12 protein-coding genes are annotated in these 12,287 nt (G+C 53.0%); 5 read left to right on the top strand and 7 right to left on the bottom strand.

Going from position 1 to position 12,287, the window contains the following annotated elements; all coding sequences use genetic code 11:
- Positions 1-286: 286 nt before the first annotated feature.
- The 5 genes from FKM52_RS16845 to FKM52_RS16825 form a co-directional block, all read right to left on the bottom strand.
- On the bottom strand, positions 287-1,180 hold the full coding sequence (locus FKM52_RS16845) for a manganese catalase family protein (protein WP_141177317.1): 894 nt from the start codon (positions 1,178-1,180) through the stop codon (positions 287-289).
- 72 nt (positions 1,181-1,252) lie between these two features.
- On the bottom strand, positions 1,253-1,759 hold the full coding sequence (locus FKM52_RS16840) for a ferritin-like domain-containing protein (protein WP_141177316.1): 507 nt from the start codon (positions 1,757-1,759) through the stop codon (positions 1,253-1,255).
- 314 nt (positions 1,760-2,073) lie between these two features.
- Positions 2,074-2,256 (bottom strand): con-10 family general stress protein, encoded by a 183-nt coding sequence (locus FKM52_RS16835; RefSeq protein ID WP_141177315.1) that lies wholly within the window; start codon positions 2,254-2,256, stop codon positions 2,074-2,076.
- Between the two features lie 333 nt (positions 2,257-2,589).
- Entirely contained in the window at positions 2,590-2,946 is a 357-nt protein-coding gene (locus FKM52_RS16830; protein ID WP_244316900.1) for a helix-turn-helix transcriptional regulator, read from the bottom strand.
- A 12-nt stretch (positions 2,947-2,958) separates the two neighbouring features.
- Entirely contained in the window at positions 2,959-3,552 is a 594-nt protein-coding gene (locus FKM52_RS16825) for a TetR family transcriptional regulator (RefSeq protein ID WP_141177314.1), read from the bottom strand.
- Between the two features lie 466 nt (positions 3,553-4,018).
- Between FKM52_RS16825 and FKM52_RS16820 the strand changes: the two genes are divergently transcribed.
- From FKM52_RS16820 to FKM52_RS16805, 4 genes are all read left to right on the top strand, one after another.
- On the top strand, positions 4,019-4,888 hold the full coding sequence (locus tag FKM52_RS16820) for a nucleoside-specific channel-forming protein Tsx (RefSeq protein WP_141177313.1): 870 nt from the start codon (positions 4,019-4,021) through the stop codon (positions 4,886-4,888).
- A gap of 655 nt (positions 4,889-5,543) precedes the next feature.
- Positions 5,544-6,365, top strand: coding sequence for a histidine phosphatase family protein (locus FKM52_RS16815; protein WP_141177312.1), 822 nt, complete (start codon positions 5,544-5,546; stop codon positions 6,363-6,365).
- A 514-nt stretch (positions 6,366-6,879) separates the two neighbouring features.
- Positions 6,880-7,686, top strand: coding sequence for a histidine phosphatase family protein (locus tag FKM52_RS16810; protein ID WP_141177311.1), 807 nt, complete (start codon positions 6,880-6,882; stop codon positions 7,684-7,686).
- A gap of 176 nt (positions 7,687-7,862) precedes the next feature.
- Positions 7,863-9,188, top strand: coding sequence for an OprD family outer membrane porin (locus tag FKM52_RS16805; RefSeq protein WP_141177310.1), 1,326 nt, complete (start codon positions 7,863-7,865; stop codon positions 9,186-9,188).
- A gap of 232 nt (positions 9,189-9,420) precedes the next feature.
- Here the strand turns inward: FKM52_RS16805 and FKM52_RS16800 are convergent, their stop codons facing one another.
- The gene (locus tag FKM52_RS16800; protein WP_141177361.1) at positions 9,421-10,068 is read right to left on the bottom strand and encodes an RpiB/LacA/LacB family sugar-phosphate isomerase; all 648 of its coding nucleotides are present in this window, start codon (positions 10,066-10,068) and stop codon (positions 9,421-9,423) included.
- 484 nt (positions 10,069-10,552) lie between these two features.
- Here FKM52_RS16800 and FKM52_RS16795 point away from each other — a divergent pair, with 484 nt between their 5' ends.
- On the top strand, positions 10,553-10,876 hold the full coding sequence (locus tag FKM52_RS16795; protein ID WP_141177309.1) for a cupin domain-containing protein: 324 nt from the start codon (positions 10,553-10,555) through the stop codon (positions 10,874-10,876).
- 81 nt (positions 10,877-10,957) lie between these two features.
- Here FKM52_RS16795 and FKM52_RS16790 read toward each other — a convergent pair whose 3' ends face one another.
- Positions 10,958-12,283, bottom strand: a complete 1,326-nt coding sequence (locus tag FKM52_RS16790; protein WP_141177308.1) for a c-type cytochrome — start codon at positions 12,281-12,283, stop codon at positions 10,958-10,960.
- Positions 12,284-12,287 lie beyond the last annotated feature (4 nt).

Below are 12,287 nucleotides of genomic sequence, written 5' to 3'. Positions count from 1 at the left end.
CATGGGATCTGTGCGCCCGCGCGTAAAGCTGCGCTTTGCAAGGCGTATAGCCAGGCCCTTCGTCTGTCTCTGTTTATTGCCTGGGTGTTGGTTTGCCGGTTTGCCGGTTTGCCGGTTTGCCGGTTTGCCGGTTTGCCGGTTTGCCGGTTTGCCGGGGCAGTTAATCAGACGGGCGGCGCCGGTCAACCAGCGGCGTCAGCAAAGAAGCGGAAAAGGCGGGCAAATTAAGTAATGAAGGAGGCCTGCGCGGGACAGAGCAGGGCCGCCCTGAGGCGGCCCGAAACGGCTATTTTTTCGGCTGCTTCAGATCGTCGCCCGGCGGCTGCGATCCCAGCTCGGTGCCGGTAGTCGGATTAATATCGGGATTCGAACGGGTACGCAGTACCATGCTTTCCAGATCGGCTTTTTCGCCTTCTGAAAGCATTACTGAGGCCAGCCCGTCGCCGCCGTCAACCGCCGGCTGCGGATTTGCCACGTAGTCGAAGTTCTCGTCGGAATTCCAGCTGCCGCGCACTTCCCCACCTTCAGACATATTAAAGTAGGTGTTCGCATACTGCTCAATCGGCGGCAGTTTGCCCGGCGGGAAGTTATTACGAATCGCGTAGAGCGCTTTCTCAAAGGAAATCTGATGCGCAACTTCGCGCGTCATCAGGAAGCCCAGCGCATCTTTCACGCCCGGATCGTCCGTCAGGTTGATCAGACGCTCATAAATAATCTTTGCGCGCGCCTCGGCGGCGATATTCGAGCGCAGATCGGCAGTCACTTCACCAATCGTATCGATATAAGCGGCGGTCCAGGGCACGCCGGCAGAGTTGGTCAGCGGCGGCCCGCCGCCGTACAGCAACGCGGTAGTATGGCTGTCGTTGCCGTTGCCGGTTAAAGAACGATAAAGCTCAGCTTCCTGTTCGGTTCCTTCCGCCAGGGCGCCTTTAGCCCCTTTGTTCAGCATCCCTACCAGCGAACCGATAATTTCAAGATGGCTCAGCTCTTCCGTTGCGATATCCATCAGCATATCTTTACGGCCGGCATCATCATCGCCAAGCCCCTGGGTGAAATAGCGGCAGGCGGCGGCCAGCTCGCCCTGCGGTCCACCAAACTGCTCAAGCAGCAGGTTTGCCAGCCCAGGATTAGGCTCGGCAACGCGTACCGTGTACTGCAATTGTTTGACGTGTCTGAACATTACTCACTCCTCTATTGGGATTGCCAACTACGGCAACCCCGATACAGTGAAATGCCATTTCTGGCTTTGGTTTTATTTTTTTGCTTCGGTGTCCGGCTGCGCCGAGCGCACCATAAACTGTTCGGTAACATCGGGCAGGTGCGTCAGCGCCCAGTCGGCCATCGCTTTTTCCTGCTCGCGGATCTGTTCGAATACGCGCGCGCCTTCGCTGTCGCCTGCCAGTTCAGCGGCGGCAATCAGAGAGGTATAGCAGGCGATTTCAAACTGTTCGAAGACATAGCCGCTGATAGCGCCTTTAACCACTTCGTCAGAGGCAAACATGCCGCCAACGGCCTGGCCCATCGCCGCCACTTTGCCCATCATGTCTTTCATGGTGGAGTTGGAGGTATCCTGACGATCGATAACCTGTTGCAGCATCTGCTGCTGTTGACGGGTTTCTTCAATATGCTGTTGCAGGCGGGCTTTCAGATCGGGGTAATGTTCCAGACGGGAGGACATTTTCTCCAGCATTTCTTCTGCTTGTTTTTCCATTGCATGCGCATCGCGCAACCAGCTGAGATAGTTTTCCTGATAAGTCATATATTCACCTCGTGATAAGTGAGTCAGAAAATAAAGCGGAAGCCGTTATAAAACCGGACTTCAGAATTATCTCTCTGTCATTATTCACCGATAATCAGCCAATAAAATTATATTTAACCCTTAAAAAGCGTAGGCAGGCGAGCCGCAAATAACAACCCTAACGGTAAATTTTTTGGCGGTTTGTTTCCTGACGCGGCAGGTTTAGGAATAAACCTAATGAGTAACGCAGAATGCATCGGGAAAGGGAAAGGATAAAATCCCGGCGCACGCGGAGGTGCGCCAGGAGGAAATAAAGCGTTTAGCAGGTTAAGAAATTAACTGCCCTGCGGACGTCCGCCGCCGTGGCTGTTCTGCCCGCCTTTTTTACCGGCTTCGGATGCTTTTTCACGGTCGTTTTTAAAGTTACCGCCGCTGTGCTGTCCGCCTTTCTTACCGGCTTCAGAAGCCTTTTCACGGTCTTCAGCGAAATTACCAGGATTGCCACGATGTTCAGCCATTGTATTCCTCCTCGATATTCCATAAATAATATTCTTATCCAGTACCAGAGCAGTGGAGAAGAATATCTGCGTCTTCGGATCTAAATCTAGTCGACGAGCAGAATAAAGCAAATGGCTAACGCAGCGGTAATAAGCTGATGATCTTAATAAAAACAGGGCAAAAAATACGCTGTTTTGAAAGATTTAATTACAATCAGACGTAAAAATAATAATATGCAGCCGACCGCTAAACAGACGCAGCGGTAAATAACGCATCAGCGTTCTGCTTATTCCATTGCGTGGGAAAGTTTTAAAATAGCCTGGCCCGACAGCCAGCTATATTGTCACAACGCATTACTGTCGACATTTTTGCCGAAACTCGCCGGGCGTCATACCATAGTGACGAACAAAGGTCTTATGAAAAGTATCGTGCGAAGAAAACCCATGCTGTACAGCAACATATTCAATGGTTACGTTATCTTCGATCAACATACGCGCTGAAGCAACCAGCCGCTTCTCCCGGCAAAAGGCAGCCAGGGTTTTACCGGTTGCGGCATGGAAATAGCGCTGCAAATACCACTTCGAATAGCCGGTTTTTTCCGCACAGTCATCTACGGTAATACGCCGATGCGGATTGCTTTCGATCCAGCGCATCAGCTCGCGGATCACGCCATAGGTAAATATTTTTTCATTTGCTACGCTTACGCCCATTATCCTCTCCCTTTACGATACGTCCATTGTTGGCTGTAGCTCCAGCCGGATAAGATGAAGCAGATTACTCTTCACGACATCCGGCTGGCCGTTCAGCATGCCGTGCATCGCCAGTGAATCCTGCCCCAGCGTCTGGCCTATTAATCGCCATGCCGTAGCCGACGGCGAGTCGTGGCAGCGCAACAGTTTCTGTCGCATACCGCGCTCAATAGTGCTGCTGACCGAACGGTGCCAAAGGTGCAGCGCGTACACAAAAATTTCATGCAGTTCTTTATCCTGCTGCGCCAGAATGGATACCTCGCGCCACAGCTCCATGCGGTGATCTTTCTTGTCAGGTTCGACCAACAGCGCCAGCACCGAATCTACGCCTTCCCGCGCGGCGCTGGCTGCCTGATGCTCGACGACTTTTTCATGAACGATGGCGAGAAAAGCCTGACACTTCAGCTGGTTGAGCGAAGTGAAATGACGATTGATATGTCCGATCGCCGCCCCGCTCGCCTGCGCGATTTTCCGGGCAGTGACGGCGGCATAGCCTTCCTTTTGAATCAGTGCGCGGGTGGCGTCGATCAGTAACTCCGTACGTGCATCCGCCTTTAAATAGCTCATCCTTTCGCCTCGTCTGTTTTCACCGGCCTACATTGTGCCGATTTTTGAACAGGCGTTCAATATTTTTCCTGAACATACGTTCAAGATTTTTGCGACATTATTTATCTACCGCTACATTCTGCCCGCTGTGGAGCGCGGGTAAAACGCCGACGATTAAACGTTTTCGTCCGCTACGTAAGCGTTTGCCTGTAGTTATAAACTGATTTTATGACGGCCGTTTTACTACTAATCGAACCGTTAGTGATCTGCATCACAAAACAACTGAATCAAAATGAAACAAACTTTGACAAACGTGAGCAATATCTATTTTCTAACGGCTGGATACGGGCACCCTAGGCGGGCTGCTCAGACATATCCGTAAGCCTTCCCTGGAGTGGCGTATAACAACATCTTCCCGTTCAGCAATGAACACTGGTTCGTGGCCATCTCTGACTCAGCAGAGCGGCCTTTAAGCATGTGGTAACCCATGAAAAAGAAATTATTGATGGCCGGCGCGCTGCTGGCAGCGTCCTATAGCCTCACTTCCCAGGCCGAAACCAACGGCCCTGACTACTTGTCAGACTGGTGGCATCAAAGCGTTAACGTCGTGGGAAGCAACCACACCCGCTTCGGGCCGCATCTGAACAACGACGTCTACCTGGAATATGAAGCCTTCGCGCATAAAGACTGGTTCGATTTTTACGGCTATATCGATATCCCTAACTTCTTCGGCGCGGCGAACAGCTATCAGCAGGGGATCTGGGATAAGGGTTCGCCGCTGTTTATGGAAATCGAGCCGCGCTTTTCTATCGATAAGCTGACCGGCACCGATCTGAGTTTCGGCCCGTTCAAAGAGTGGTACTTTGCCAACAACTATGTCTATGACATGGGCCGCAACAGCGCTAACCGCCAGAACACCTGGTATATGGGCCTCGGCACCGATATTGACACCCATACCAAAATGTCGCTGGCGCTGAACGTCTATGCAAAATATCAGTGGGAAAACTACGGCGCAGCCAATGAGAACAGCTGGGACGGCTACCGTTTCAAAGTGAAGTATTTCCTGCCGTTGACCACGCTGTGGGGCGGGAACCTGAGCTATATCGGCTTTACCAACTTTGACTGGGGCTCCGATCTGGCGGATAAAACGCCGGGCTCTTCCCGTAGCAGCAACTCTATCGCCTCCAGCCATATCCTGGCGCTGGGCTACGATCACTGGCACTACTCGGTAGTGGCGCGTTATTTCCATAACGGCGGCCAGTGGGCGGATGGCGCTAACCTGAACTTTGGCGACGGCCCGTTTGAAGTGAAATCGACCGGCTGGGGTTATTACCTGGTGGTGGGTTATAACTTCTGACCGGCGGCGGCCGGGACGAACATATCGTCCCGGCTACGCCTTTTGCCGCCGGGCTGGCCGCTGCCGGGCGGCGCCAGAATAGTCGTCAGCTGCCGCTGACAACGCGCCCGGTCGCTACAGCGATCGTCAGCGATAACTATTTTTTAAGCGCGTTAGATACTGTTCCCGGCAGAAGCAATAAATATTACTTTTCCTTATCTGTTATTTAAGACTTAAGCTAACCTGAGCGATGAATTATATTGCGTATATAATGATGAATATTAATTTTTGCAGCAGGCAGTCAGGATATACATAGCAGGAAATTTATTTACCCCGCCTAATTATAGTAAACCCATTAAGCGCGCCGGCATCCATCCGATGAAAATAACCTTTTATCCGCCATCAGAAGCGCCATTTTTTAGTGCTTCCCGGCACGCTTTAACGCATGAGGAAAATCACAGTTTCTATAAATAAGCGTGCAGGGCTATTTATTTTCTAAGCCACTGTGCTAGCGTAATTGCTCTGCGGATTGTTACTGTAATACAGGCAAAACCTGCTTTGCTGAACGAACTTCCCGGTGAACTTTCACCCGTGGGAAGCGTTCAGCAAGGCAGGTTTTTTTTCGCCTGCAGTACATCATTGCTCCTTTTATCGCTTTTTAAATAAGGAAGGTTATATGAAAAAGTGGCTTATTGCGTTTGCTCTGCTTTTTTCTACCGGTTCCGTCTGGAGTACGGAACCCATTCCTGCTTCGACGCCGGAAAACAGTGATGCCATTACCATCTGGCTGGCGCGCCACGGCGAAACCTGGCTAAACCGCTTTGGTCATGCGCAGGGCTGGGCGGATACCCCTCTTACCGCAGAAGGTAAGGAAACCACGCGCTATCTTGGCGAAGGCCTGAAGGGCATTCCTTTCGACAGCTTCTATACCAGCGATGCCGGGCGCCAGCGCGAAACCATGCAGATTGTAATAAAGCAGGCCGGGCTGCAGGCCAGCCAGGTCCGTGAATTAACCGGCCTGCGTGAAGTCTTCTTCGGCAGTTTTGAAGGCGCCCCCGATGAAGTGATGCAGGATGCCGGCGCCCGTAAAATGGGGCTAAGCGGGCGTGATGGGCTGTTTGCTCAGCTTAAGGCGGGCGCCTTCAGCATCGATCGCTATATTGACGGCATTGCCGCGGCCGATCCTCAGGGCTACGCGGAAAATTTTAGCCAGGTTAAATCCCGAACCCAGCAGGCCCTGCATACCATTATCGCTAACGCCAAACAGAACGGCGAAAAAAATGTGCTGGTCGTCTCTTCCGGCATGGCTTTGATGGTAATGATTTCCGATCTAACGGACGATCCACGTAAAAATCACCCGCTGGCCAATGCCGCCGTGATCAAAATGACTTATCAGAATGGCAAATTTAACGTTACTGAACTGGGCACGCAGCGCTATATCAATGAAGGAAAACGCGCGCTTGATAAAAATAGCGCTCGCCAGGCCAAAACGCTTTAGAAAATTTAACGGATAACATTACGTCAGCTACGTTTTTACGGCTGTGCGCATGGCAAAGAAGCGCGACAAATAACGGCGGAATTAATTATTCCCCCTTTACTCTGCACGCTACACCTGGCTAAAAAGTTAAGCTTATAAAATTATATCGCTCGTGCTTATCAGATCATATCAGTTAATTATTAATCATTATGGCCAGACATTCACCAGCAAAAAGGTAAGCCGGAGGGAAACAGAAATTTTCAACCACCAGCCTGTGATTTTTATGCTAAGTATTCATGAGGAGAATCACAAAGTTTACAAATAATCGCGCTGGCCCATTTATTTTTTTAAATGCTGTGCTAGCGTAACGGCTCTGCGGATTGTTACTGTATTTACAGGCAAAACCTGCGTTTCTGATTAATTTCCATGACAGACACTGTTTCTGTATTGGCGATATCGGAGGCGCAGGTTTTTTTATATCTGTCGACCGTCATAAAGCTCAATGCGGGCGGCAAAAAATAATAAGGAACAAGGTATGAAAAAATGGCTGATTGCGCTGACGCTGCTGCTGGCAGGTAGTTCGACATGGGGCGCTGAAACCACCGCGCCCTCTCCACAGGAAGAGGGCGAAACTATTACCTTCTGGTTTGTTCGTCATGGCAAAACGTTGCTTAATACCCTGGATCGCGTTCAGGGCTGGGCCGATTCGCCGTTAACCGAGGAAGGAAAACAGGTGGCGCGCTATTTAGGCGAAGGATTAAAACCCATCGCTTTTGATGGTTTCTATACCAGCGATGCGGGACGCCAGCGGGAAACGATGCAAATAATTTTACAGCAGGCAGGAAAAAACGGCATTCGTCCGATTGAACTGCCCGGCCTGCGCGAAGTCTTTTTCGGCAGTTTCGAAGGCGGCTTAAATAAGGATATGGCCGCTGCCGGCGCCGCTCAGCTGGGCCTGCCGGACGCCGCCGCGTTATTTGCCGCCATGAAGGCCGGTACCTTATCGATCGAACGCAATATTAACGCTATCGCCGCTGCCGATCCGGCCGGCCAGGCAGAAACCTATCAGCAGGTAAAAGCGCGTACTCAGGCGGCGCTGCAAATCATGATTGAGAATGCGCTGCGTGAAAAGCAGAAGAACGTACTGGCGATCTCTTCTGGTTCATCCATTCAGATAATGATTTCCGACCTTACCACCAATCCGCAAAAGAATAAGCCGCTCGCTAATTCCTCCGTAGTGAAACTTATTTATCACAACGGAAAAATAGAGGTGACTGAAATTGGCGACCTTTCCTGGATTGCAGCGGGCAAAAAAGCGCTGGAACAGGCATCCCGCCATTAAGCTCGACCATGATATTTCAGCGCTTATAAAGCTTAACCGGCACGTTTATTTCAACATCAGCTAACTTATTCGGCTAATAAAAACTGGCCAGCGAAACGTGCCGACATAATTAATCTGACGCAGTCTGTTTATCACTTTGCGGGCGGCGTCCTGCCGCCCTGTCACAGGGAAAAGAGATGAAAAAGAAAAAAATAGCTATATTATCCGCCAGCCTGCTGCCTCTGTTTTGCGCGGCGGAAAGCGGCGATAACCGTTTTATTGATCGTGTGGCCGCATTACCGTTATTAAGCGAAAGCTCGCTCGACGTATCGTTACGCAACCACTGGAAATATCTGAAGGAAGACGCCGCTAATCCGAAAACCGTTCATGCCGCCTGGGGACAGGGCCTGACGCTGGACTATAAATCGGGCTATCTGGCGGATGTTATCGGCTTCGACGCCTCATGGTACGGTGCGGCAAAGCTGGGAGCGAGCGATCACTTCGGCAGCCGCGGCATTTTATATAAGTCAGGCAGCGAAAATAAAAAAAGTAACGCCCACGGCTTTAATAAATTTGGTCAGCGCTACGTGAAGCTGAAATATGGCAGCGATGATTTTCAGCTTAAGGCGCAGGGCGGCTGGCAGCGGCTGAAAGAGCAAGGCGTGATTTCCACATCGCTGCGCCTTTCGCCAGTTACCTATCGGGGCTGGAGCGGCGACATGACGCTGGGTGATTTCTCCCTGCTGGGCGCCTGGGTCGATCGTTCCCTCTATCGGGATTCACCCAGGCAAAGCGTTTTAAAAACTAATGACGGACGCCCGATCGATCATCTTGCCAGCGGCGAACTGCGCTACAAAAGCGAAAGCTTCAGCGCGCGCTATGCGCTGGGCGAAAGCGATGGCTATTTGCGCCGTCAGCACATTTTTCTGTCCATGCCGCTAACATCCAATTTCACCTTAGGCAGCCAGCTCTACTTTACGCGCGCGCTGGAGGAATACCGCGCGATGGCGCCGGGCAAGCGCGATTTCGATCGCTCCGCGCGCCACTACGCGCTGGATTTGACCTGGCAACAGGAGAAGTGGCGTTCCAAATGGGGGCTGGGCTATACCGAAGCGGCGAAAAAAGACAGCATCGGCTTTTATCCGCGCCATATGAGTAAACAATCCTTTGGCACCTTTATCTCTATGGCCTCCGCCGGCGAAGACTATTTACATGATAAAGAGCTGATGATCGCCACCATGACCGATTACCGGCTGAACAAAGATCTGTTGGCGGGGATAGCGGCCAATGCCGGGCGTATTAATTATAACGGCCGCCCGATCGCCACCGCCGAAATTAATCTCTACGGACAGTGGACGCCCTCTCATCCCAGCCTGAAAAATCTGCGCGTCTGGGCAATGTTCGGCCCCGGCTGGTCGTATAAAAACATCAAACGTAAGCCGGTTATGCATAACGGCGACTACAGCCATTCTCACTTCCTGGCTGGCGAAGTCATCATCGATTACAAATTCAAGATGTTCTGACCGCCAGCGGCGAAGCGCCCCTGACTCCGGCCCCGGCTGCGCAGCCGGCAGCAGCGCTTCAGCCGAAGGAAGCAACGAACGGCAACCTGTCCCGCGCAAGGGAGCGCGCGGGCCGGCAGCGCCGTTTTGCCTCTCTGCACACGGCTCAGTCTCCTGCCAGCGCATAAACAAAAGCCAGCCCCTGGGGCTGGCTTTAAAGAGCGACTCGCGCTTAGCAGTAGCGGAAACTGGCTTATTTAGCCTGGCCCAGCACTTCGCGCACAAAGTTTTCGATCTCTTTATCCTGGCAGTTTGCAAAGAAGCACTGCTGGAAACGCTCGCCGCTAACGGCGGTTTTCACCAGTTCAGGATCGATAGCGCGCAGCGTATCCAGATAGTTCTCTTTCACCACGGCCGCTTTCACCTGGTTCAGAATACCGGCATTACGCACCTGCGGTTCTTTACGTTCCGGCGGATAACCCTGGCCTTTAACGCCGCTGAAGGCTTTTTCAAAGATAAAGCGCAGGTTCAGCTCGGCGCCCCAGCCAAAGCCCTTAGCAAAAGGCAGCGACAGCGCATTGCCGTTATTGATTTGCGCGAACAGATAGGCATCCGCCGGATCGATACAGTAGCCGCACACTACGCCAGGATGAATATTCAGCGACATCAGCGCGCCCTGACCGGTGCCGCAGCCGGAAACAACAAAATCCACCGCTTTAGAATTCAGCAGGATGCTGGCCATAATCCCCAGATGGATATAGGTCAGATGATGATCCTGTTCATCGCTCATGCCAACGTTGAATACCGGGTAATCCAGCCCGCTCGCGACCTGCTGCAATTCTTTCAACACGATGGCATTTTTCGCCGCCTGGCTGTTCTCCATCATCAACGCAATTTTCATCATTTATCCTCTTCGTTACCTAGCGTTTATCAGGCCGACAGAACTCAGAGTTCCCCGCCCACGTTTCCTGCATCATACTCATCCAGGCGCAACCGCCGCTGCTACCGCTACGGTCGCCCTTTATAATTATGAAACAACGTTTCATAAATTAAGATTCGACGTTCCTTATAGAGATCGGCTGGCTATTTTGCTGTGACTACACTCACATTTCCTTTGATATGCCTTTTTGTAAAGTGCGTTTTGCGAGCCAGGCAACACTCTTTTGCGGCATAAAAATTTATGTGATCCGCCTTACATTTTCCGTTGAGGCTATGCCGCAACTTTGCCGAACAGGTTATTATCGCAAATTATGAAACATCGTTTCATTTTTAAACAAGGCTGAATGTGGAAATAGTATGGCAGGCGAGGCTTATCGCCGATAACGCAGACCAGCGGGCGCCCATCAGCGATAATTTTTTAGCTCAGCAGAATAACGGATAAGCGAATGTTTACTTTCAAAAAAGATACCAAACTGGAAACCGTAGGCGAAGGCGTTACGCGCCGCGTTCTGGCGCACGGCGGCGGCATGATGGCGGTTGAGGTGACCTTTGAGAAGGGCGCCATCGGCCCGCTGCACCATCATCCGCATGAACAGCTAACCTATGTGCTGTCGGGCCGTTTCTCCTTTACTATCGATGGCGAAACGCATGAGGTCGGCGCGGGCGACACGCTGTATAAAAAACCTGACGTGGTTCACGGCTGCGTCTGTCTGGAAGCGGGCGTGCTGCTGGATACCTTTACCCCGCAGCGCGATGATTTCCTCTCCTGACAGCAAAAGGCGGCGATGCGCTAAACATCGCCGCCGTTAGTTAGCGGCGGGCCGTAGCGCTTTGCCGCCTGGCTTCGGCGGTCAGCGCGCCGCCTGCGGCAGCTGCTCAATGTCGACGCTGCCCTGCCGCCGCGCGACAAAACTCTCTTTACGCACTTTAGCAACCTCGCCTGCCGTTACCGGTTTCTGCGCCTTATTGCCCCAGCTGGTGCGAATAAAGTTCACCACCTCAGCCACCTGACTGTCGTTCAGGCGCCAGCCGAAGGCGGGCATCACCACGCTGCTCGGCGCATCCTTTACACCCGGCAGCGTACTGCCGCTCAGCACGATGTGGATCAGCGAAGTGGCATCGTCGGCCAATACCACCGGGTTGCCGCGCAGCGCCGGGAAAAAGCGCTGATAGCCGCGGCCATCGGTACGGTGGCAGGCGGCGCAGCTGTCCACATACTCCGCCGCGCCCGCTTTACCGTCATCGCCTTTCCACAGCGCCTGGGCGACGGTATCGTCAGGCTGGAAGCCGGTTTGCGCCGGATCCTTCGCCCCCAGCGATTTCAGATAGCGCGCAATCGCCCGGATATCCTTATCGTCAAGATATTGCAGACTGTGCGCTACCACATCGGTCATGCCGCCAAAGGCCGCGGTATCGTTATTGCGTCCGGTGCGCAGGAACTGCACCAGATCCTCTTCGCTCCAGCGCCCCAGACCATCGCGGTTATCGCCGCGCAGATTGCGGGCGGTCCAGCCGTCGATCGGCGCATTGCTGCCGGAAAGGTAGTCGCTGCCCTTGTCATCGCTGAGCGCCTTTTCCTGCATGGTGATGCTGCGCGGCGTATGGCAGGCGCCGCAGTGGCCCAGCCCTTCTACCAGATAACGCCCGCGCGCCAGCTCGCGATCTTCACCGCTGCGCGGCTGAAAAGCGGTGACGTCCGGTGCGAAGATCCCACGCCAGATCGCCAGCGGCCAGCGCATGGAAAGCGGCCACGGAATATCGCTCTGCCGGTTCTGCGCCGCTACCGGCGCTACGCCATGCATGAAGTAGGCGTAAAGCGCCTGCATATCCTCATCGCTTACCACCGCATAGGAGGGATAAGGCATCGCCGGATAGAGCGTATCGCCGTTTTTCGCCACGCCGTGACGCACCGCCTGCTGAAAATCATCGTAGCTATAGTCGCCGATACCGCTCGCTTTATCCGGGGTGATATTGGTGGAGTAGATGGTGCCGATCGGCGTCGCCATCGCCAGGCCGCCCGCAAAGGGCTTGCCATCCTTGCTGGTGTGGCAGGCGATACAGTCGCCGGCGCGCGCCAGATATTCACCGCGCTTAATCAGATCGCCAGCCTGCTCGTCAGCCGCAATCGCGCCGGTAGCGCTCGCCAGCAGGCAGAACGCCAGTAATAGATTTTTCATCGCC

The sequence above is a fragment of the Mixta tenebrionis genome, from assembly GCF_006517625.1.
GTDB classification, from domain to species: domain Bacteria; phylum Pseudomonadota; class Gammaproteobacteria; order Enterobacterales; family Enterobacteriaceae; genus Mixta; species Mixta tenebrionis.
The sequence above is the reverse complement of the archived record's forward strand: the minus strand, read 5'-3'. Positions and strand labels throughout refer to the sequence as shown.

Bases quoted from the DNA above. Each gene is read 5' to 3' on its own strand.
- FKM52_RS16845 (WP_141177317.1), bottom strand. From the start codon at position 1,180: ATGTTCAGACACGTCAAACAATTGCAGTACACGGTACGCGTTGCCGAG.
- FKM52_RS16825 (WP_141177314.1), bottom strand. From the start codon at position 3,552: ATGAGCTATTTAAAGGCGGATGCACGTACGGAGTTACTGATCGACGCC.
- FKM52_RS16830 (WP_244316900.1), bottom strand. From the start codon at position 2,946: ATGGGCGTAAGCGTAGCAAATGAAAAAATATTTACCTATGGCGTGATC.
- FKM52_RS16800 (WP_141177361.1), bottom strand. From the start codon at position 10,068: ATGAAAATTGCGTTGATGATGGAGAACAGCCAGGCGGCGAAAAATGCC.
- FKM52_RS16835 (WP_141177315.1), bottom strand. From the start codon at position 2,256: ATGGCTGAACATCGTGGCAATCCTGGTAATTTCGCTGAAGACCGTGAA.
- FKM52_RS16805 (WP_141177310.1), top strand. From the start codon at position 7,863: ATGAAAAAGAAAAAAATAGCTATATTATCCGCCAGCCTGCTGCCTCTG.
- FKM52_RS16820 (WP_141177313.1), top strand. From the start codon at position 4,019: ATGAAAAAGAAATTATTGATGGCCGGCGCGCTGCTGGCAGCGTCCTAT.
- FKM52_RS16810 (WP_141177311.1), top strand. From the start codon at position 6,880: ATGAAAAAATGGCTGATTGCGCTGACGCTGCTGCTGGCAGGTAGTTCG.
- FKM52_RS16815 (WP_141177312.1), top strand. From the start codon at position 5,544: ATGAAAAAGTGGCTTATTGCGTTTGCTCTGCTTTTTTCTACCGGTTCC.
- FKM52_RS16840 (WP_141177316.1), bottom strand. From the start codon at position 1,759: ATGACTTATCAGGAAAACTATCTCAGCTGGTTGCGCGATGCGCATGCA.
- FKM52_RS16795 (WP_141177309.1), top strand. From the start codon at position 10,553: ATGTTTACTTTCAAAAAAGATACCAAACTGGAAACCGTAGGCGAAGGC.
- FKM52_RS16790 (WP_141177308.1), bottom strand. From the start codon at position 12,283: ATGAAAAATCTATTACTGGCGTTCTGCCTGCTGGCGAGCGCTACCGGC.